The organism is Caballeronia sp. BCC1704, from assembly GCF_902833455.1.
Classification (GTDB): Bacteria; Pseudomonadota; Gammaproteobacteria; order Burkholderiales; family Burkholderiaceae; genus Caballeronia.
Genome location: NZ_CADFFT010000003.1, coordinates 281,197 through 301,343 on the forward strand (window position 1 = coordinate 281,197; position 20,147 = coordinate 301,343).

Consider the following 20,147-nt stretch of genomic DNA (forward strand, 5'->3'; position numbering starts at 1 on the left):
CATCGATCCCCCCGCCGCGCGACGACTAACAAACGACCTACGCCGCGACGCCGGTGTATTCGCTGACCTTGTCGATGTCCATCAGATGGTCGCGCGGAATTTCCCCGCCGAGCTGACCGCGCCGGATCACCAATACGCGCTGCGACACAGCGGCGATGAAGTCGAGATTCTGTTCGACGAGAACGATGGTCAGGCCGCGGCGCTCGCGCAGTGCGACGAGCGTCTCGCCAATCTCCTCGATAATCGAAGGCTGAATGCCTTCCGTCGGCTCATCGAGCAGCAACAGCGATGGCTCGCCCGCCAATGCACGAGCGAGTGCCAGCAATTGTTGCTCGCCACCCGACAGCGATCCGCCCGGCCGGTCGAGCAAGGGCTTCAGACGCGGGAAGTCGTCGAGCAGCGCGCCCAGCGCCTCTTCTGGTTTGCGACCGGTCTTCATCAGGCCGAGCCGCAGGTTGTCATACGCTGTGAGCGTCGGGAAGATATCGCGGCCTTGCGGCACGTACGCCATGCCGCGTCGTGCACGCGCGTGCGGCGGCAGGGTGGTGATGGCCTGGCCGCCGAAGTGCAGCGCGCCCGCCGTCGCCGGCAACGCGCCGATGAGCGTGCGCAGCAGGGTCGTCTTGCCCATGCCGTTGTGCCCGAGTATGCCGATCGATTCGCCATCGCGCACGCTCAGCGCCACTTCGAACAGCACCGGAATCGCGCCGTATCCCGCGCACAGCCCTGTTGCTTCCAGCATCGCGCCTCCGATTCAGTGCGGCTTCTTGCCGAGGTAAATCTGCTGGATGAACGGATCGCTCATGATGCGCTCCGGCGTGTCCTCCCGAACGATCGCACCCTGATGTAGCACCGTCACCGTTTTGGCGATGCGCCGGATGAAGCTCATGTCGTGCTCCACCACGACGAGCGCGTGCCGCCGGTTGATTTCCAGAATGAGTTCCGCCGTTCGCGCCACTTCAAGATCGCTCATGCCCGCGGCGGGTTCGTCCAGCAGGATCAGCGGCGGGTCCGCGGCAATCACAACGGCCAGTTCCACCCACTGGCGTTCGCCGTGGGAGAGCAGCCCGGTGATCGCGTCGCGATGTGACAGCATGCCTACACGCTCCAGGACCTCGCGTGCGACACGTTCTGTCTGCCGCGGCGTATTCACCCGGCGTGCGGCAAGCCATACGTTCTCCCATACCGACAGCCCGTTGAAGAGACTCGGCACCTGCGTTTTGATGCCGATGCCAAGCCGCGCCGGTTCGTGCGGTTGCATCCCTGTGATGTCCATGCCGCGAAAACGGATCTCGCCGGATGTCGGCCTGACCTGCCCCGTTAGCAGTTTGAAGAATGTGCTCTTGCCTGCCCCGTTCGGACCGATCACACAGCGCAATTCCGCTTCCGCCAGCGTGAAATCGACGTCGCGCGTGGCATGGACGCCGCCGAAGCGGACGTTGAGCTTGCGCGTTTCGAGCAAGGGCATCGTCATGCCGCCTCCTTGCGCGTCTCATGCCGTTCATTGGCCCCGTGCCGTTCGTGCGCCTCGTGTACGTCGTCCGATGAGGGCCGTCTGCGCCGTGCCGCGCTAAACAGCCTCATGCCGAGATCGCCCATGCTCGGCACAATGCCCTTTGGCACCATCAGCACGAACACGACTAGGATCGCGCCGAGAACGAGGTTCGAGTTGATGGTCTGCTGCGTGCCGATCTGCGTAGTGAGCCATTGAATGGCCATACACCCGACGACCGGCCCCACGAGCGTGCCCAGCCCGCCGACGATCACCCAGATGATGATCTGCGCCGATTGCGCCAGTCCGAAGATGCCGGGGCTCGTGAATGCGCCCCAGTTAGCGAAGAGGCATCCCGCCAGCCCGGCGATGGCCGCGCCCAACACGAACGAAAAGAGCTTATAGACGCGCGAATCGTACCCGAGCAGCAAGAGGCGCTGTTCGTTTTCCTTACTCGCCACGATGACGCGTCCGATCTTGAACGCAAGCAGCACGCGTAGCAGCACGTATATCCCGAGCAGCGCGCCGAGCGACAGTTCGAAAAGGCCGCGCGGGCTGATAACGTCGTCGATATTGCCCGGCGTGTTGAGCGGCGGGATATTCGGGATGCCGTTGAAGCCGCCGAGCGGCGCATTGCCGATCTTCCATTCGGGACCGGCGGTGGAATTGACGACGTTGAAGAGAATCAGCGTGACCGTGAGCGTAATGACGCCCATGTACACATCGGAGAGGCGTCCGTAGAAGATCAGATAGCCGAGAACCGTGGCGAACGCCGCAGGCAGCACGATGGCGAGCATGAACGGCACGGTGCTGTCGCCCATGTTCGTGACGGCAATGGCATAGGTGTAGGCGCCGAGCCCAAAGAACGCGGATTGCCCGAAGCAGAGAATGCCGCCGAAGCCCCACACGAACCCGAGACTCAACGCGAGTATTGCCATGACGGCGTAGACGGTGGCCTGCACCAGCGCGAAGTCGTCGAGCACGCGCGGCAGCACGATCAGCATGACTAGGCCAATCGTGAGCGAAACCGCCGCGCTTTTCCACGACCTGGAGAAGCGCGATAGCGTGTCGGGCACCGGCATCGCGCGGCTGGCTTTCACGGGCGTCATCACAATGCTCCCTTGAAGAAGCGCCCGGTGATGCCGCGCGGCAGCAGCCGCAGCATGACAATGGCGCCGACGAGCAACGCCACTTCGCCGAACACGGGCGTCGAGGCAAAAGTCGCAATCTGGTTGATTGCGCCGAAAAGCGCCGACGAGCTGATGAGTCCCGCCACGATGGCAGGGCCGCCGCCGATCACTGTGATGAACGCCTTTGCGACGAACGCGCCGCCCATGGTCGGGACGACGCCGGTCATCGGCGCGAGCAGGCCGCCCGCGAGTCCCGACAGCGCCGCGCCGACCGCGAACGTGATCGAATACACGCGTCCCGGCGCGATGCCGAGCGCGTCGGCCATTTGCGGGTTCTGCATCGTGCCACGCGCAATGAGCCCGAGCGGCGTGTGCAGCAGCACCCAGCGCAGCACCACGCCAATGACGACCGCCACCGCAATGACGACGAGCGTATAGCTGCTCACCGAGTAGCCGCCGATCGGGAAGTTGCCCAGCGGCGCGGAGATGCCTGCGGTCGTATTGCCCGCAATCGACGTCACGACTCCGACGAGGAAGAGCGACAGGCCCCACGTCGCGAGCATCGTATCGATCATGCGGCCATACAGCCGCCGGATGACCACGCGCTCCAGGACAACACCGATGATCGCGACGACGAGTGGCGCCACGACGAGAATCGCAACCCATAGATTCACGCCGAGCCGTATCGCTTCGATGGCGGCATACGCGCCCAGCATCATGAATTCGCCGTGCGCCAGATTGATCACCTTCATCATGCCGAAGATGACCGCGAGACCCGACGAGATCACCACCAGACTCGCTATCGCGTACAGCACTTGTATCAGGATGATCACGGCAAGATCCATCGTTGCTCCTCTGAATGTCGGCGCACCACGCGCCTCACAGCTTGATGACGTACTGCTGGTTGTCGCGCGGATTCTTGATCAGATTGCATACTGCGCTGGTATCGACCGGAGGCTGGTTCTGGAACGTTTGCACGATGTCGAGCTTATGATTCTTTACCTGCGCGATGCTCACGTTAAGCACGCAATGATGGGTGGCCGGATCGATCGAGACCTTACCGCTCGGCCCATCGATGCTGATGCCCGACTCGAGTGCCTCGATCACCTTCATGCGGTCGATGGTGCCCGCCTTCTTTACGCCCTGCGCCCACAGATTGAAGCCCTGATACGTGCCCATCGCGAGTTCGGTGATGTTCGGATAGTTCGCACCGAATCGCTTGTGGAATCGCTCTTTGAATGCCTTGTTGACAGGATTGTCGAGATTCTCGAAGTAGTTGTAGGAGACGAGAAAGCCATCGCATTCCTCGGGCGAGAGCATGATCTGCTCGTTACCGCCGGCGAAGGTCGTCGAGGCGAGGGGAATCTTCTTGTGGAGCCCCGCCGCCGCCCATTGCCGGTAAAACGAAACATGCGATCCCCCGACGAGCGCGGACACGAGCATGTCCGGCTTGGCAGATTCGATCTTGGAGATGGTCGAGCCGAAGTTGGTCACGTCTAGCGGAAAGAAGTCGATCGACGTGACGGAGCCGCCGTTGTCCTGCACGAACTTCTTCACCCATTGCGAAGTGATTTGTCCGTAGTTGTAATCCGCCGCGACGACATAGACTTTCTTGCCCCACTGCTTCATCGCATAAGGGATCAGCTTGGCGACCGTCTGCCCCGGCGTCACGCCGGTGCAGAATGTGTTGCGGTCGCATACGCCGCCTTCGTATTGCGTGTTATAGAAATAGAGCGTGCGATAACGGTCCAGCACCGGCCGCATGACTTCTCGAGATGCCGACGTGATGCCGCCGTGCACGACGGCCACTTTGTCTTTCAGCGCCGATTGTTGCGCGAACTGCGTATAAAGCTGCATGCTCGATTGCGGATCGTAGTTGAGCAGCTTGATCTGCTTGCCGAGCAAGCCGCCCTGCGCATTCCATTCCTCGACGGCGAGGGTCAGGCAATCCGCCATCGGCTTGCCGTATATGTCGAGACCGCCCGACTGGTCCGTGATACCGCCCACGAGAATTTCGTCGGCGGCTTCCGCGATGAACGGGAACGATCCAGCCATGCCCGCGGCCACCGACGCCGCAGACGACTTCAGAAACGAACGTCGATCCATATACAGTTCCGAAAAGGGAGGCGAGGAGAGTGCAAGGCGTTGCGGGCGCTTCGATGCTTCAGAGTTTCATCCAGTCAACGGATTGCTCGAACGCATAGGCACCTCGGTAGATGGTGGCTTCGTCCCAGTGCCTGCCCACCAGCATCATGCCGACCGGAAGGCCATCGACCATTGCGCAGGGCACGCTCATCGCGGGGTGCCCAGTGCAATCAAAAGGACATGTATTCGGCAACATCTCGAACGCACGCGTGATCACTTCCTCAACGCTCGCGCCCGGCTTGGGCAGCGGCGTGGCGACCAGCGGGAGCGTGGGCATGAGAAGAAGGTCGTAGTCGGCGAATGCCGCGTCGTACGCTGCGGTAAGCTGGCGCGACAAGTTCTGCGACTTTGCATAGAAGTGACCGCGATAGTGCCGGATGAAATACTCCCCGAGCACCATCGTGATCTTCAGTGTTTCGGACAGTTCATCGGCGCGCTCATGCCATCCGGCGTGATAATCCACCATGCCGGTTACATACAGACCCTTCCAGTTGTAGCCATGGCCGTTGTCCTTCATCATCTGCTGCGTCGCGCCTTCGGCGGCGATGGGCAACCATATCGCGGGACCGATGCGATGCATGGGAATGGAAACTTCGCTGACGTGCGCGCCGAGTTCCGCAAGATGATCGGCAGCCGCGCGCACCTTCGCATCCGATGCTTCCAGCGACTGTGGCCAGTCAAAGCCTTCCTTCACCACGCCAATGCGCAAGCCGCGTACGCCTTCTTTCATGATCTCCGAGTAGGGCTTCGCGACTTGTCCTGCATGCTGACGCGGATCGAGGCCATCGGGACCCGCTAGCACTTCGAGCATCAGTGCGTTGTCGGTCACGTTGGCGGTCATCGGCCCGGTGTGGTCGATCGTCAGTTCGATGGGCATGACCCCCGTATAAGGCACTAGGCCGTGCGTAGCCTTCATGCCGTAAATGCCGCAATACGATGCGGGCATCCGGATCGAGCCGCCCTGGTCGCCACCAATGGCGAGATCCACCTCGCCTGCGGCCACGAGCGCCGCGCTGCCCGATGACGATCCGCCTGCCGAATAACCCATCCTGCGCGGGTTATGGACCGGAGCGGGCGAACTCGTGTGCGAGCCGCCCGAGAAGCAAAAGTATTCGCACGTCGCTTTCCCAACGATCGTTGCGCCCGCATCGAGCAGACGCGTGACAATGGTGGCATCGACATCGGGCACGTAGCCTTCCAGGGTGGACGCGCCGTTCATCATCGGCACGCCTGCGAGGCATACGTTGTCCTTAAGGGCGACAGTTTTTCCGGCGAGCTTGCCAGTGGGCGCACCCTTCACTTCGGTCTTCACATACCAGGCCCCGTAGCGGTTCTCGTCGGCAGACGGGCGATAACCCGGCGTGCGTGGGTAGGTGACGCGCGGGACGTAATCCGGCAGCGAATCGATAACGTCATACGCATCGAAATTCGCTTGCAACATCGCGTGATAGGTGGACAGCTGCTCCTCAGACAGATGCATCCCGAGACTGGTGGCGACTTCGTCAAGCTGGGCGGGCGTGGGACGTTTCACTGCCATGACTCTTCCTCACTCGAACTGATTCATGACGGACTGCCGCCTGCATTGAGGGACGATGCAGACGCGGCGAGAGTGAACAGGAGACTTGGTGCAGCGGGTCCCTGATCTGCGAGTCATGGTAGGAACACATATTTTCCAAGTCAACAAATTATTTTCCTTGGAAACTAAATGGAACGGTGCGTGCCCCTTGCAGCGGCGTTGCCTTAGATTCGCGAGATCACTTCGAAATGATGGCCTTCCGCACGCGCGAGATAGATCGGCACATGATTCACACGGCCGCCCGCATAGGCTGCACCGCGTGCGCTGCGATAGTTCAGCGGCGTAAGGCCGAGTTGGGCGAGACCCGCGTCGCGGGATAAATGGCGGCGCTGTGCATCGTCGGCGAGTGCGGCGAGGAAATGAACGCCTTCGTATGTCGACTGGCCGAAGGTGTCGAGCGTTGGCGCACGCGCGCCATAGCGTCCGCGATAGCGTTCTTTGAAGGCAAGATTCGCATCGGTTTGCAGCGACGCGAAATAGCCCGAGGCGACATACAACGACGCCGTATTGCGCGCCCCGATACCGAGCAATTCGTTCTCGCCGAGCGCGCACGAGAGACGCAGGATGCGGCCCGCGAGACCGGCTTCTCCGAACGCACGATTGAAGTCGATCGTGTCCTGACCGATTAGCGAAAGCAGCAGCGCATCCGCGCATTGCTTGCGGATGGCGTCAAGGACTTCGCTGTAGTCACCTGTGCCGAACGGTACGACACATTCGCCGACGACTTGTCCACCCGCCTCGTTGACCAAGCGGTGCGCGAGCCGATGCGTCGCATGCGGCCACACATAGTCGTTGCCAACGAAGAACCAGCGCTTCGGCCGATGTTTGTTATGAAGCCAGTGGATTGCAGGCTGAAGCTGCCGGGCTGTGGTTTCGCCAATGGCGAACACGCCCGGCGTGCGCTCTCCGCCTTCGTAAAGTGGCGTATAGATGAAGGGAAGCTGCCCGGCGACCGCCTTGACGAGATCCAGCCGCACCGCGCTCGTATGCATGCCGACCAACGCGTCTATCGCGTCATCTTCGATCAGCGCTTCCAGCGCGGATTCGAGCTCGCGCGCGTCATCGCCTGCGTTGATCGTGAGCAGCCTGCAAGGGCGTCCCGCCATGCCCGATGCGTCGTTGAGTTCTTCCACCGCAAGCTTCGCCGATGCGAGCGCGCACGGTCCCCACAAGCCGGCCGAACCGCCCAAGGGCACGCACAATGCGATCGTCATCTCCTGCCTCGAACGGCGGGAACGTTTACGATGCTTCATCAATGGTCGACTCGCGGGTCCGAAACTTGGAATGCACAACCGAATGGCACGCGCGCACCATCACTTATCGGGCCGACGGTCCGTGCACCGATATTTTCCCGAACCCTATTCGTTTGCGTAATATTCGTTTTGTCCGCTCTTTTCGAAGCATCTACCATGCCGGAATCCGATCTCTCTTCATATCTTGCCTGGCTCATTGCCTCCGCGCATCGGCAGATGAAGTCCGGACTTGCACAGCTCACCGCCGAGGAAGGCGTCAACGAGGAACACTGGCGCATCCTGCACGCGGTGTCGGATGAGGCCGGTCACTCGATGAGCGAGCTTGCAGGAGACGTTCTGATGAACCTGCCCGCGCTCACCAAGAACGTCGACAAGCTAGTGAGTCGCGGGCTCGTGCTGCGCGCCGCTGACGAGGCGGACAGCCGAAGGGTGCTGGTCTACATCACGGAACGAGGCGTCGAGTTGTTGGCCCGGCTACGACCCTCCGTAGACGCGCACCATGCGGCCATCGAAGATGCGCTCGGCTCTCGCAACGCGAAGCAGCTGAAGCGATTGCTCGAGCGATTCATCGAAGAGACGCGGCCGCGCTGACTGCGCGCCTCGACTTTGCCCGTGGCTTGTGAGTGCCGGGTTGCGGTTTCGAGTGTTCCGTTTAACTCGATTGGATGGACATACTCGAGCAGCATGGCCCTGACCTGCTGGCCGACTACCGAAAGAATCATCGACCGAAAGCGCCGGCATCCGGCCCTTGCGTAACTTGACGCACACAACTTCGCTACGAGCATCGGTTGAGGTTGCTAGTAGCGATTCAGTTACAAGAAACATTGACGTTGCCTCGTTGTACGACGTGATGAAGCGCGCGCCAATCCGCGCTGTCATCTTCGTACAGCCGCGTCGATCCTGTCCGGAATCGTGATGCAGTGTCGCGGGACGAACTATTGGCCCTTACTATCGATTTTGCGCTGTAGCTTTATACGGGGTAGGGGTAACGGAATCAAAACGAGCGCATGCAACTTCAGCGAAAAATGCAACTAATGGTCTGAGCCGCAAAAGTCCAAACGACAGCGCGTGCCCCGATTGGGAAATGATCCCGTCGCTTGTGGCTGGCAGTGCCTCGACGCGGCCACGAACGGTCATTCGCTCGCGTTGGCAAGCCGAACTTTCAGATGTCAGTTGTACGCCAGAGACCGGCGAGCCGGCGCTCGAAGGTTGCGGGTCCTCTCGCTTACTGGAAATCAAGTCGAGTCGCACCATCGAGCGCGCCTGCGCTGGGTCATTGACTATCTGTGGCGAACGTCATCTGGACCGCCTTTACAGATAGGCTACGCAAGCGGGCTCTCGTTACTGGTGACGTCCATTAGGTGTCCCAATCATTATGCCGGTACTGCTCCCTTAGTGTGGCGCACGATGAAGCGCTGGCCTATGCTTAGCCGTTGGAAAGACGGAATCAACGTTCGCAGTGTGCGAGCGTCTCGGAGCCGCCGCACGCACAGGAAAATGCGAGCGGCGGCGCGCTGCAAGCAAGGGCTGGCGACGGAAGGTTAGGTCGACGTCGCGTCCTTGTATTCGACAAGCACTTCGCGATACGGCCGATTGCCGTCGTTGCGTGCCTTATGAGTCGCGGGTACGCGTGCGCCCTTGCCGATTTCCGACAGCACTTCGAGATAGCCGTCTTCGCATTTAAGCGAATACACCGCGCCCGTCGGTACTTCGAAGATGCCGAGGTCGGCGCCGTCCTTGTCGTAGATATGCAGCGGCGCGCCTTCTATCGCGTACCACATGTACGAATGCTCATGCGTATGAACCGGCGTCTCTTCGCCCGGTTGAAGCACGAAGTTCCATACGATGACTTTGTCGTTCTCGAATACCTTTTCGCTTCCTACGCCAGCCATGGTTGTCTCCTGATAAATATACCTGCCTGGACGACGCATGTCAGGCCTGCATGATCGTGCTAGGCCAGCAGGCCCTCCATCGGAATCGCCGGCGATTTCCCGGCGACGAGATCGGCCGTGATGCGGGCCGATCCATGGGACATGGTCCAGCCGATATGGCCATGCCCCGTGTTCAGGTAGAGATTGCGGTACTTCTTGCGTCCGAAGAACGGCAGGTTGGTCGGCGTCATCGGACGCAAGCCGGCCCACATCTGCGCGTGCTCGTAGTCCCCGCCATCCGGATAAAGCTCCTCTGTGACGCGCTTCATGAAGGCGAAGTCGGACGGTTTGTGCGACGTGTCGTACCCTGCGAATTCAGCGGTCGCCGTCACGCGAATGCGATCTCCGAAGCGTGAGATGGCGACGAGATTGTGCTCGTCCACCGCCGCGACTTCCGGCGGCGCCTTGTGATTGCCGATGGGTACCGTCAACGAATAGCCTTTGATCGGATAGATGGGCAAGTGGATGCCGATCTGTCCCGCCACCATCGGGCTCCATGTGCCGAGCGCGAGCACATAAGCGTCGCCGCTGATCATTCCGCGGCTCGTCGCGACACCAGTAATGTCGCTGCCCGCGGTCTGGAAGCCGTCCACCAGCGTGTCCGTCATAAACGTGCCGCCGCGCGCCGCGACTTTCTCGGCGAGCGAGCGCGTGAACTTCGCCGGATCGCCCGTCTCATCCGTCGGGCAGTGAATCGCGCCTGCGATCTTCTCCTTCACACTGGCAAGCGAGGGATCGACGGCCACTACTTCGTCGCGGTTCAGCACGCGTATGGTCTGGCCGTCGGATTCCAGCAGCTTCATTTGTGCAATGCCGCGATCGAGCGATTCCTGACTGCGATGAAAGTAGAGAATACCGCGATCGTTGCGGTCGTAATCGATGCTTTCCTCCCCCAGCATCTGATGCAGCACGCTTTGCGAATAAGCGGCGAGCCGATGCTTGAGCAAGGTGTTGCGCCGCGCTTTCTCCACGGTGCACTCGAGCAAAAAGCGCCACGACCATGCATAAAGCCGTGGGTCGGACGAGAATTTGAAACGCAGTGCCTGATCCTTCATGACGATCGACTTGAGGAGCGTCATCGGCGCCTTGGGGGACGACCACACGAATGAATGACCGGGCGCGACCATGCCCGCGTTGCCCCAGCTCGTCTCGGCGGCCGCCACCGGCTGCCGCTCGATCACGACGACATCATGCCCGTCCTTCTGCAACTGGTACGCGGTAGTGACGCCGACCACGCCCGCCCCGAGAACGATTACTTTCACGATGTATTCCCCATGTGCCGACGGTTTTTGCTTCGAACTGTCGACACCAATGTAGAAAGAAAATAAGACGGCGGCAAGTCCGTTGCAGACTATAAGCCCTGAAAGCAGGGGAGATCAGCAAATTTCGGCGTTTTGCAGGTCCGAGAAAACGAGTACTTGCTTACGCGAATTTTGTTCTGATAGTGTCGACACTGTTGTCGAGACTACGGCTGTTTCCGAACCTTGGCGAGGCGCGTCGCGCTTCGTCGCCACAGGAGAAGTCATGCAGATGCAGCGTTTCGAAAGCGGCAAGCGGATGAGCCAGGCGGTCGTGCATAACGGTTTCGGCTTTCTCGCCGGACAGGTGGCCGACGATACGAGCGCCGACGTCAAAGGTCAGACCACACAGATTCTCGCGAAGATCGACCGGTTGCTCGCACAGATCGGCTCCGACAAGACGCGCATCCTGTCCGCGAACATCTGGCTCGCCGACTACAACACGTTCGCGCAGATGAACGAAATCTGGGACGCGTGGGTGCCCGAGGGCAATGCGCCGGCGCGCGCGTGCGTCGAGTCGAAGCTCGCGTTTCCGCAGTACACGGTGGAAATCGCGGTTATCGTCGCGGTCTAGTGCGGACAATCCACATGAACGCTCCAGACGCGCTGTCCCAGTACCAGCGGCTCGCCTTCTCGCTCGATGAAGGCATCGCGCGCCGCGCAGCGATCGGCCTCGTCGTGCTCGCCACCGACCACACGATCGAATACGAATGGCGCAAGCTGCTTGCAGCCGATGGCGTCGCCTTCTACGAAAGCCGCATCGCCAATTCCGCCGACATCACGCCGGAAACGCTCGCACAGATGGACGGTCTCATTGCGCCGGGCGTCGCGCTGATTCGGCCTGGCCAGCGCCTCGACGTCGTCGCGTTCGGCTGCACGTCGGCCTCGATGGTGCTCGGCGAGGAACGCGTGTTCGAACGCATCCGCGAAGCCCGGCCGGGCGTTGCCTGCACAACGCCGATCACCGCTGCGCGCGTCGGCATACATGCGCTCGGCGCTCAGCGTGTCGCGCTGCTCACGCCCTATGTGCGCCGCATCAACGAGTCGATGCGTGCGTATCTGGGTGCGCGCGGCGTCGATGTCGTGAGAATGGGCTCCTTCGAGCATGCCGACGACAACGAGGTCGCGCGCATCGATGCCGCTTCCGTGCGCAACGCGGTGCTCGAACTCGGCCGCCACGACGACGTGGACGCGGTGTTCGTGTCCTGCACGTCATTGCGTCTCGTCGACGACGTCGTCGCCATCGAAGCGGAACTCGGCAAGCCCGTGCTGTCGAGTAATCACGCGATGGCGTGGCACGCGTTGCGTCTCGCGGGCGTCGTGGACGCGATGCCGCAATTCGGTCGCCTCTACACAGTTCAGCCTACCCGCTCGCATTGATCGCGCAGTCCAACGTCTGGAGATGCCACTATGAAAAGAGCAAAAGTCCTCGGTGCCGGCCTGGCGGCGAGCGCGTTACTGACGGCGGCGGGCGCGGCCTTCGCGCAAACGGTGTCCATCGGCGCGATTTTGCCGTTGACGGGCGCGAGCGCGTCAGTGGGAGAGGATCAGCGGCGCGGCGCCGAACTTGCCGTCGAACAGGTCAACGCGCACGGCGGCGTGCTCGGCGGCAAGCTGAAGGTGATCGTCGAAGATTCCGGCGGCAGCGCGCCGACGGCGTTGAGCGCTGCGCGCAAGCTCGTGTCGGTCAACAAAGTGCCTGTCGTGCTGGGCGAGTTCTCTTCGGGTATCACGATTCCGATTGCGCAATACGTCGTCCAGCAAGGCGATGTGCATCTGAACGTCGGTTCGTCCAGTCCGCAAATTCGCAAAATCGGCGATGGGTCGTTCAGCGTGATTGGTCTCGACGATCTCTCCGCGCGCTTCGCCGCCGACGATCTCTACGCGCAGAACCTGCGCAATGTCGCGTTTATCGCGCCGAACAATTCGTACGGACAGGGTGTTGCGCCCGAGTTCAAGAAGCGGTTCGAATCGCTCGGCGGCAAGGTGACATCGATTGTTATGTACACCGAAGGACAATCGACCTATCGCCGCGAGTTGCAGCAGATGTCGAAGACGCAGCCGCAGGCCTACGTTTACAGCGCATACGGCCAGGAAGCCGCGACCATCAATCGAGAGGCCTTCGAACTCGGGCTCAACAAGGCAAAGTGGTACGGCATTTATTTGACCATGTGTACGAGCGATACCGTCGCGCAGGCCGCGCACGGGCAGGAAGGGCTCGAAGTCGCGTCCATTGGCGATGCGGGCAAGTCGTATCAGCAGGCGTACCAGCAGAAGTACAAGGAAGCGCCGAAGTCCGCCTTCGGCGCCTACGTGTATGACGGGGTGATGGTGGCGGCTTCCGCCATCAACAAGGCCGGCGCGGCAGATCCCTCCAAGATTCGCGCCGCGCTGCATCAGATGGGCACGTATCAGGGCGCGACAGGCAGCATCGCATTCGACGCCGACGGTCAGCGCAAGGAGCAGCCCTACGACAAGGTGAAATTCGAGACCACGGTCGTCGCACGCTGACGCGCGCCATTGCCGGGAGAACGTGATGCTGCAGTTCGTCATCGATCTTCTCATTCGCGCGTCGGACATCATGCTCGTCGCGGTTGGCCTGTCCGTCGTGTATTCGCTCGTGCGCTTCCCGAATGTGGCGCACGTGCAGTATGCGATGACAGGCGCCTTCGTCACGCTCGGCATGACGAAGGCGGGCGTGCCGTTCGCGGCTGCGCTGGTGGTGTCGTGCGTCGCGACGGGATGTCTGGCCGTCGCGCTGAACGTGTTCGTGTTCCGGCGGCTGTTGCGCTCGGGCAGTTCGATTGCAATGGTCGGCTCGCTTGCTGTATCGATGATTCTTGTTGCCGTGGTGCTCGGCAGCGCGGGGTCGAGGCCGCTGCGTTACACGACCGCGCTCTCGACGCCGCTGCAACTAGGCTCGACGATGATCTCCGTCGATCAGATCACGTCGATTGCGTGCGGCTTCGGCTGCGTCGCCTTGCTCGCGCTGCTGCTGTTCAAAACCGGCGCGGGCCGTTCGATGCGCGCGATGGCGAGCAATCCGGCGCTCGCGGCGGCAACGGGCGTCGACGGCGCGCGCGTGCTGAACGGCATTTCGTTCCTGAGCGGTGCGCTCGCGGCGCTCGGCGGCACGATGCTCGGGCTGACCGAGAACGTGCACGTGGACCTGGGCACGAACCTGCTGCTGCCCGTATTCGCAGCCGCCATTCTCGGCGGACTCGGCAATCCGCTGGGCGCGGCAGCGGGCGCGCTCCTGATCGCCCTCGCAGAGACGCTTGCGACGAATATCGACTTCGGCTGGATAGTCGGGCGCTCGGGCGTCTATCTTCCGGTCAGTTACGTGGGCGCGGCGTCGTTCGTGATCCTGCTCGCGGCGCTGCTCCTGCGGCCCTATGGACTCTTCGACCGGGAGGTGCGCCGTGTCTAGTTTCATGCTGCACGTGGCGACGCTCGCGTGCATCTACGCGTTGATGGCGCTCGGCCTCAACCTTCAGGCGGGCTTCGCGGGCTTGCTCAATTTCGGCTTCGTCGCGTTCGTCGGCATCGGTGCCTATGCGACCGGTATCGCCTCTTCCGCGGGATGGCCATGTATCGTCGGCGTCGTCGCGGGCATGGCGGGGGCGATGCTCGTCGGCTTCGTGATGGCGCGGCTCGGGCGCAATCTCGCATCCGATTACTGGGCCATCGCGACGCTTGCCATTGCCGAACTGATACGCACGGTTGCTTTGAATGAAGGCTGGCTCACGGGGGGTGCGCAAGGCATCAGCGGCATTGCGCCGCTTTTTTCGCGGCTCACCGGCACGAGCGGCGACATTGCATTTTTTCTGCTCGCGGTGGCGGTGCTCGCGGTCGCGTTCGTCATCTGCACGCGGCTCGCGCGAGGGCGCTACGGGCGAGCGCTGCGTTTGATGCGCGAAGAACCCGCCCTGGCGCAAAGTCTCGGATACCGGCTCGTGCCGATGAGAACCACGGCGACGATGACCGCCGCTGCCATCGCTGCGACGGGCGGGTCTCTGCTCGCGCTATACATGAGCTTCGTCGGCCCCGACTTCATGTTTGCCTCCGAGACCTTCGCCATCTGGACGATGGTGATGATCGGCGGCCTTGGCAACAACGGGGGCGTGTTGTTCGGCGCACTGCTCGTCGAAGCGATCTATAGTGCGGTGCCCTTCGCGAAGGACTACATCGACATCGGCACGGATATGGCGGGTGCCGTGAGGCTCGGCGCAATCGGCTGCATTCTGCTTGCCTGTCTGCTGCTGCGGCCGGGCGGCCTGTTGCCCGAGCGAATCCGGAGGACCGTATGAGCGCCGTGTTGAAGCTGCGGGACGTATACAAGTCATTCGGCGGCAACCACGTACTCACCGGATTATCGTTCGAAGTCCTAACCGGGGAGTTTGTCGGTTTGCTCGGGCCGAACGGATGCGGCAAAAGTACGGTCCTCAACGCGATCACCGGCTATTGCCCGATCGAGCGAGGCAGCATCGAACTGAACGGCCAGCGCGTCGATGCGCTGCCGCCGCACCAAGTCGCCGCGCGCGCGGTGCGGCGCACGTTTCAGCTACCGTCGATGCCCGCGCGCATGACCGTCGGCGAAGTGCTGATGGCCGCTTCGACGCAACGTCACGGGCTCTTTGCGACGCTCTTGCCGTCCGCGCGTACGAAGCATGTCGAAGCGCAGACGCGTGAACGCGCCCGGCAATTGCTCGACGAACTCCTGCTCGCTAAAGTCGCGCATCTTCCAGCTGCTTCCATATCGGGCGGACAGAAGAAGCTGCTCGGCATTGCATGCGCGTTGATGGGCGAACCGTCGCTGCTGTTGCTCGATGAACCGATGGCGGGCGTGCATCCGAATCTGCGTGCCGAACTCATGCGCGTGCTGAGAAGCATCAACGAGCGGGGCGTTACGCTCGTCGTGGTGGAGCACGACATGCATTTCGTTGCAGAGACGTGCGCGCGCTGCATCGTGCTGGATCGCGGGCGCACCGTCGCGGATTGCAGGCCTTCGGAACTGGAGCATCACGAAGGCGTCGTCGAAGCGTATCTCGGGCGCACGACGAAGAGCGCGACGGCGCCTTTGCGGGCGATGGGGGCGACGGCATGATTACCGTCAGCAACGTCGTCGCAGGCTATACACGCGATGTCGACATCCTGCGCGGCGTGTCGCTCGCTGCGCAGGAACTGGAGATCGTGACGATTCTCGGGCCGAACGGCTGCGGCAAGTCGACCTTGCTCAAGACGGTCGCAGGCTTTCTGATGCCGAGGAAGGGTGCGGTGCATCTGGACGACATCGATGTGGGGCAGGTGAGTGTGCATCGCAAGATCCGCACGCATCGCATCGGCTTCGTGCCGCAAACCGACAATGTGTTCGGCGCGCTCACCGTGTGGGAGAACCTCGCGCTAGGCGGACAATTCATGCCCGAGCGCGAACGCAACGCGCGGCTCGATGAACTCTACGCGAATTTTCCGATTTTCAAGACCAAACGCACGGCGCGCGCGGCGAGTCTTTCCGGCGGCGAGCGGCAGATTCTGTCGCTTGCGCGCGCGTTGATGCCGCGTCCGCGCTATCTTTTGCTCGACGAGCCGTCCGCGGGACTCTCGCCGCGCATGCTGGCCGAAGTCTTCGATGCCATCGTGCGCTTGCGCGATACGGAGCGCGTCGGCGTGCTGATGGTCGAGCAGAACGCGGCGCAGGCACTGCGCATTTCGAACCGCGCGTATGTGCTGTCGATGGGACAGGTCGCGCTGGAAGGCGATGCCGCCGATTTGCTCGTCAGCGACGAGATGCGGCGGCTCTATCTCGGCGGCAGCGTGCAATGACAAGGAACGAAAAGAGCGAGGAACGCGACGTGGCTTTACGCAAGGTGACACTGGAGGACAAGTACACGCTCGAAGCAGGGGGCGTGTTCATGACGGGCGTGCAGGCACTGGTGCGCTTGCCGCTGATGCAACGCCGCCGCGACGATGCCGCCGGCCTTCAAACGGCAGGCTATGTGTCCGGTTATCGGGGCTCGCCGCTCGGCACGTACGACGCCGAGATGCAAAAAGCGAAGAAGCATCTCGATGCCGCGCGTGTCGTGTTCGTGCCGGGCGTCAACGAGGATCTTGCCGCAACTGCGGTATGGGGATCGCAGCAAGCGGAGGCGGGCGGCGAAGGCAAGTACGACGGCGTGTTCTCGATCTGGTATGGCAAGGGGCCGGGCGTCGATCGCAGTGGCGACGCGTTTCGGCACGCCAATCTGGCGGGATCGTCGAAGCATGGCGGCGTGCTCTTGTTGATGGGCGACGACCACACGTGCGAGTCGTCGACGACGTGTCATCAATCGGAGTTCGCGCTCATCGACGCATCGATCCCGGTGCTGAGTCCGAGCGGCGTGCAGGAGATACTCGACTTCGGCTTATATGGCTGGGCGATGTCGCGCTATTCGGGCTGCTGGGTCGGGCTCAAATGCGTGAAGGATACGGCGGATGCGTCCGCCGTGATCGACGTCGATGCATCGCGCGTCGATGTGGTTCTGCCCGACGACGTCGCCATGCCGCCCGACGGCCTGAACCTGCGACAGCCTGATACGCCGCATGCGCAGGAATATCGCCTGCACAACTACAAACTCGACGCCGTGCGGGCGTTCGTGCGCGCAAACCGGCTGGATCGCACGGTGCTCGGCCGCGCGGGTGCACGCATCGGCATTGTCACGCATGGCAAGAGTTATCTCGACGTGCTTCAGGCCATCGACGATCTGGGCCTCGATGAAGCGCGGCTCGAAGCGATGGGCGTCGCCCTCTATAAAGTTGCTTGCGTTTGGCCGCTCGAACAGGAGGGCGTGCAGGCGTTCGCGCAAGGCAAGGAACTGCTGATGGTGGTCGAAGAAAAGCGCAGCCTGCTCGAAGCGCAGATCAAGGAGATTCTCTACGGTAAGCCCCGCGCGCCGGCCGTTATCGGCAAGAAAGACGAAAGCGGCGGCAAGCTCTTTCAGGCGGAACTGTCGCTCGATTCAGTGCAGATTGCGATTGCGCTCGGCGAACGGCTTGCGTGTCTCACGAACGATGCCGGTCTGGGCGAACGCGTCGCGTTCCTGCGCGCATTGCGGCGCATGACATTCGCGCCGGAGCCGCTGTCGCGCAGCTTTTACTTTTGCAGTGGCTGTCCGCATAGCTCATCGACGGTCGTGCCCGAGGGCAGCAAGGCCTATGCGGGCATCGGTTGCAGCTGGATGGCGCAGACTATGGACCGAAACACGCTCGGCTATACGCAAATGGGCGGCGAAGGCATGACATGGGTGGGCGAAGCGGCGTTCTCGAAGCGCGAGCACATGTTTCAGAACATGGGCGATGGCACGTACTTCCACTCGGGCCTGCTCTCGGTGCGTGCCGCGATTGCAGCACGCACGCGCATCACGTTCAAGATTCTTTTCAACGATGCCGTCGCCATGACGGGCGGTCAGCATCATGACGGACCACTTAATCCGCTCGCGATCGCGCAGCAAGTTCGCGCGGAAGGCGTGACGCGCATCGCCGTGGTGTCCGACGATCCGTCGAAATATCCGCATGATCTCGCATGGCCGCAAGGCGTGACGATCCATCATCGCTCGGCGTTGGAGGATGTCCAGAGCGAGTTGCGTAATGTCCATGGCGTAAGCGTACTGATCTACGACCAGACGTGCGCGGCCGAGAAGCGACGCCGTCGCAAGCGCGGACAACTCGCGGACCCGCCGAAGCGCCTCTTCATCAACGACCTCGTATGTGAAGGCTGCGGCGATTGCGGCGTCAAGTCGAACTGCGTGTCGCTTACGCCGCTCGAAACCGAGTTCGGCCGCAAGCGCGCCATCGACCAAAGTGCCTGCAACAAGGACTATTCGTGCAATCAGGGCTTCTGCCCGAGTTTCGTGACCGTGCATGGCGGCACCTTGCGACGTGTGCAGCGCAAACCGGATACGAGCGTGTTTCCCGCGTTGCCGGAACCCGCGTTGCCGTCGCTGAATGCGCGCGTGTTCTCCCTTGTCGTGACGGGCGTGGGCGGCACGGGCGTCGTGACGATCGGCGCGATTCTCGGCATGGCGGCGCATCTGGAAGGCAAGGGCTGCGGCATTCTCGACATGGCCGGGCTCGCGCAGAAGGGCGGCTCAGTGTGGTCGCATGTGCGCTTTGGCGCGAGCCCGTCGGCGATCAAGGCGATTCGAATTGCGACTGGCGGCGCGGACGTGGTCATTGGTTGCGATATGGTCGTCGCGGCAAGCCACAAGACTCTTGCCATGACACGGCGCGCCGCCACGCGCATGCTCGTCAATTCGCATGAAGCAATGACCGGCGATTTCACACGCCAGCCCGATCTTGCTTTCCCGTCGGCCGAACTGCGCGCGACGCTGACCGAAGCAGTGGGCGAGCGTCATGTCGAATTCGTCGATGCGACCGCGACTGCCCGCCGTCTCTTCGGCGACACCTTGGCGAGCAACATGTTCATGCTCGGCTTCGCGTATCAGCGTGGATGCATACCGCTTCACGCCGATGCGATAGCGGCGGCCATCGAACTGAACGGGGCATCCGTCGCGCTCAATCTCGACGCCTTCACATGGGGACGGCGTTTTGCTGCAGAGCCCATGCTTGCAGCGCGTCTGTCCGAAACCGCCGATGCCGCGCCGTCTTCGCGCCGCTCGACGACGCTCGATGAAATAATCGAACGCCGTGTGCAATATCTAAGCGCTTACCAGAATGCGGCGTATGCGGCGCATTATCGTGAACTCGTGGGCCGCGTGCGACGCTGGGAACGCGCGGTGTCGGCGCGCAGCGAAGGCGTTTCCCGTGCGGTCGCGCAAAACCTGTTTCGCTTGCTGGCGTATAAGGACGAGTATGAAGTCGCTCGCTTATTGACCGCGCGCGACTTTATCGACGGCTTGCACGCGCAGTTCGACGGACCGGTGCGCGTTGCGTTCAACCTCGCGCCGCGCGGCATCGCGCGACGCAATCCGCGCACCCGCGAGCCCGCGAAGCGCGAATTCGGTTCGTGGATGCTGCCGGTCTTGCGCGTGGTCGCGCGATGCAAGGCGCTGCGCGGCACGCCCTTCGATCCATTCGGTTACACCGCCGAACGGCGCATAGAGCGTGAGTTGATTCAGCGCTATGAGAAGACCATTGCGGCGATCATCGAACACGGCACCGCGCGCAACCATGCGGCCGCATTGCGCGCGGCGTCCATCGTCGGGACGATTCGCGGCTATGGCCACGTGAAGGCGCGCAATGTCAACGCGATAGACGCGCAGTGGCGTGAGGCCCTGGAGCAATTGAGCGCACCCGTGGTTATTCCGTTGCAACGCGTGGCGTGACA

The 20,147-nt window shown here is 62.1% G+C and carries 18 protein-coding genes; 9 read left to right on the plus strand and 9 right to left on the minus strand.

From position 1 onward, the window contains the following. Window positions 1-37: 37 nt before the first annotated feature. The 7 genes from HWX53_RS16915 to HWX53_RS16945 form a co-directional block, all read right to left on the minus strand. On the minus strand, window positions 38-742 hold the full coding sequence (locus HWX53_RS16915; RefSeq protein ID WP_175942920.1) for an ATP-binding cassette domain-containing protein: 705 nt from the start codon (window positions 740-742) through the stop codon (window positions 38-40). Between the two features lie 12 nt (window positions 743-754). After that, complete coding sequence (locus tag HWX53_RS16920; RefSeq protein WP_175942922.1) at window positions 755-1,474, minus strand: ABC transporter ATP-binding protein; 720 nt, start codon at window positions 1,472-1,474, stop codon at window positions 755-757. Continuing rightward, entirely contained in the window at window positions 1,471-2,601 is a 1,131-nt protein-coding gene (locus HWX53_RS16925; protein WP_175942924.1) for a branched-chain amino acid ABC transporter permease, read from the minus strand. Before HWX53_RS16925 ends, HWX53_RS16920 begins: the two co-directional genes overlap by 4 nt. Beyond that, entirely contained in the window at window positions 2,601-3,467 is an 867-nt protein-coding gene (locus HWX53_RS16930) for a branched-chain amino acid ABC transporter permease (protein ID WP_175942926.1), read from the minus strand. The genes HWX53_RS16925 and HWX53_RS16930 overlap by 1 nt, the downstream gene beginning before the upstream one ends. A 34-nt stretch (window positions 3,468-3,501) precedes the next feature. Continuing rightward, entirely contained in the window at window positions 3,502-4,728 is a 1,227-nt protein-coding gene (locus HWX53_RS16935) for an ABC transporter substrate-binding protein (protein ID WP_175942928.1), read from the minus strand. Window positions 4,729-4,786: 58 nt separating this feature from the next. Next, window positions 4,787-6,304, minus strand: coding sequence for an amidase (locus tag HWX53_RS16940; protein ID WP_175942930.1), 1,518 nt, complete (start codon window positions 6,302-6,304; stop codon window positions 4,787-4,789). 203 nt (window positions 6,305-6,507) lie between these two features. Then, window positions 6,508-7,557: a substrate-binding domain-containing protein gene (locus HWX53_RS16945; RefSeq protein WP_175942932.1), complete on the minus strand. Its 1,050-nt coding sequence runs from the start codon at window positions 7,555-7,557 to the stop codon at window positions 6,508-6,510. Between the two features lie 195 nt (window positions 7,558-7,752). Here HWX53_RS16945 and HWX53_RS16950 point away from each other — a divergent pair, with 195 nt between their 5' ends. Continuing rightward, window positions 7,753-8,187 (plus strand): MarR family winged helix-turn-helix transcriptional regulator, encoded by a 435-nt coding sequence (locus HWX53_RS16950; protein ID WP_175942934.1) that lies wholly within the window; start codon window positions 7,753-7,755, stop codon window positions 8,185-8,187. A gap of 950 nt (window positions 8,188-9,137) precedes the next feature. Here the strand turns inward: HWX53_RS16950 and HWX53_RS16955 are convergent. Both HWX53_RS16955 and HWX53_RS16960 read right to left on the minus strand, forming a co-directional pair. Next, window positions 9,138-9,488 (minus strand): hypothetical protein, encoded by a 351-nt coding sequence (locus tag HWX53_RS16955; protein ID WP_175942936.1) that lies wholly within the window; start codon window positions 9,486-9,488, stop codon window positions 9,138-9,140. Between the two features lie 59 nt (window positions 9,489-9,547). Further along, window positions 9,548-10,789, minus strand: coding sequence for a D-amino acid dehydrogenase (locus HWX53_RS16960; RefSeq protein ID WP_175942938.1), 1,242 nt, complete (start codon window positions 10,787-10,789; stop codon window positions 9,548-9,550). A gap of 262 nt (window positions 10,790-11,051) precedes the next feature. Between HWX53_RS16960 and HWX53_RS16965 the strand changes: the two genes are divergently transcribed. Genes HWX53_RS16965 through HWX53_RS17000 form a run of 8 tightly spaced genes read left to right on the plus strand, consistent with a single transcriptional unit; the run spans window position 11,052 to window position 20,145 of the window. Continuing rightward, window positions 11,052-11,399: a RidA family protein gene (locus tag HWX53_RS16965; RefSeq protein ID WP_175942941.1), complete on the plus strand. Its 348-nt coding sequence runs from the start codon at window positions 11,052-11,054 to the stop codon at window positions 11,397-11,399. A gap of 14 nt (window positions 11,400-11,413) precedes the next feature. Beyond that, a complete protein-coding gene (locus HWX53_RS16970) occupies window positions 11,414-12,205 on the plus strand; it encodes an aspartate/glutamate racemase family protein (RefSeq protein ID WP_175942943.1) in 792 nt (263 codons plus the stop codon). A 30-nt stretch (window positions 12,206-12,235) separates the two neighbouring features. Then, window positions 12,236-13,336, plus strand: coding sequence for an ABC transporter substrate-binding protein (locus tag HWX53_RS16975; protein ID WP_175942945.1), 1,101 nt, complete (start codon window positions 12,236-12,238; stop codon window positions 13,334-13,336). A 25-nt stretch (window positions 13,337-13,361) separates the two neighbouring features. Continuing rightward, window positions 13,362-14,255, plus strand: coding sequence for a branched-chain amino acid ABC transporter permease (locus tag HWX53_RS16980; protein ID WP_175942947.1), 894 nt, complete (start codon window positions 13,362-13,364; stop codon window positions 14,253-14,255). Continuing rightward, on the plus strand, window positions 14,248-15,135 hold the full coding sequence (locus HWX53_RS16985) for a branched-chain amino acid ABC transporter permease (RefSeq protein WP_175942949.1): 888 nt from the start codon (window positions 14,248-14,250) through the stop codon (window positions 15,133-15,135). The genes HWX53_RS16980 and HWX53_RS16985 overlap by 8 nt, the downstream gene beginning before the upstream one ends. Then, a complete protein-coding gene (locus tag HWX53_RS16990) occupies window positions 15,132-15,932 on the plus strand; it encodes an ATP-binding cassette domain-containing protein (RefSeq protein WP_175942951.1) in 801 nt (266 codons plus the stop codon). Before HWX53_RS16985 ends, HWX53_RS16990 begins: the two co-directional genes overlap by 4 nt. Continuing rightward, window positions 15,929-16,648: an ABC transporter ATP-binding protein gene (locus HWX53_RS16995; RefSeq protein ID WP_175942953.1), complete on the plus strand. Its 720-nt coding sequence runs from the start codon at window positions 15,929-15,931 to the stop codon at window positions 16,646-16,648. The genes HWX53_RS16990 and HWX53_RS16995 overlap by 4 nt, the downstream gene beginning before the upstream one ends. After that, window positions 16,645-20,145, plus strand: coding sequence for an indolepyruvate ferredoxin oxidoreductase family protein (locus HWX53_RS17000; RefSeq protein ID WP_175942955.1), 3,501 nt, complete (start codon window positions 16,645-16,647; stop codon window positions 20,143-20,145). The genes HWX53_RS16995 and HWX53_RS17000 overlap by 4 nt, the downstream gene beginning before the upstream one ends. Window positions 20,146-20,147 lie beyond the last annotated feature (2 nt).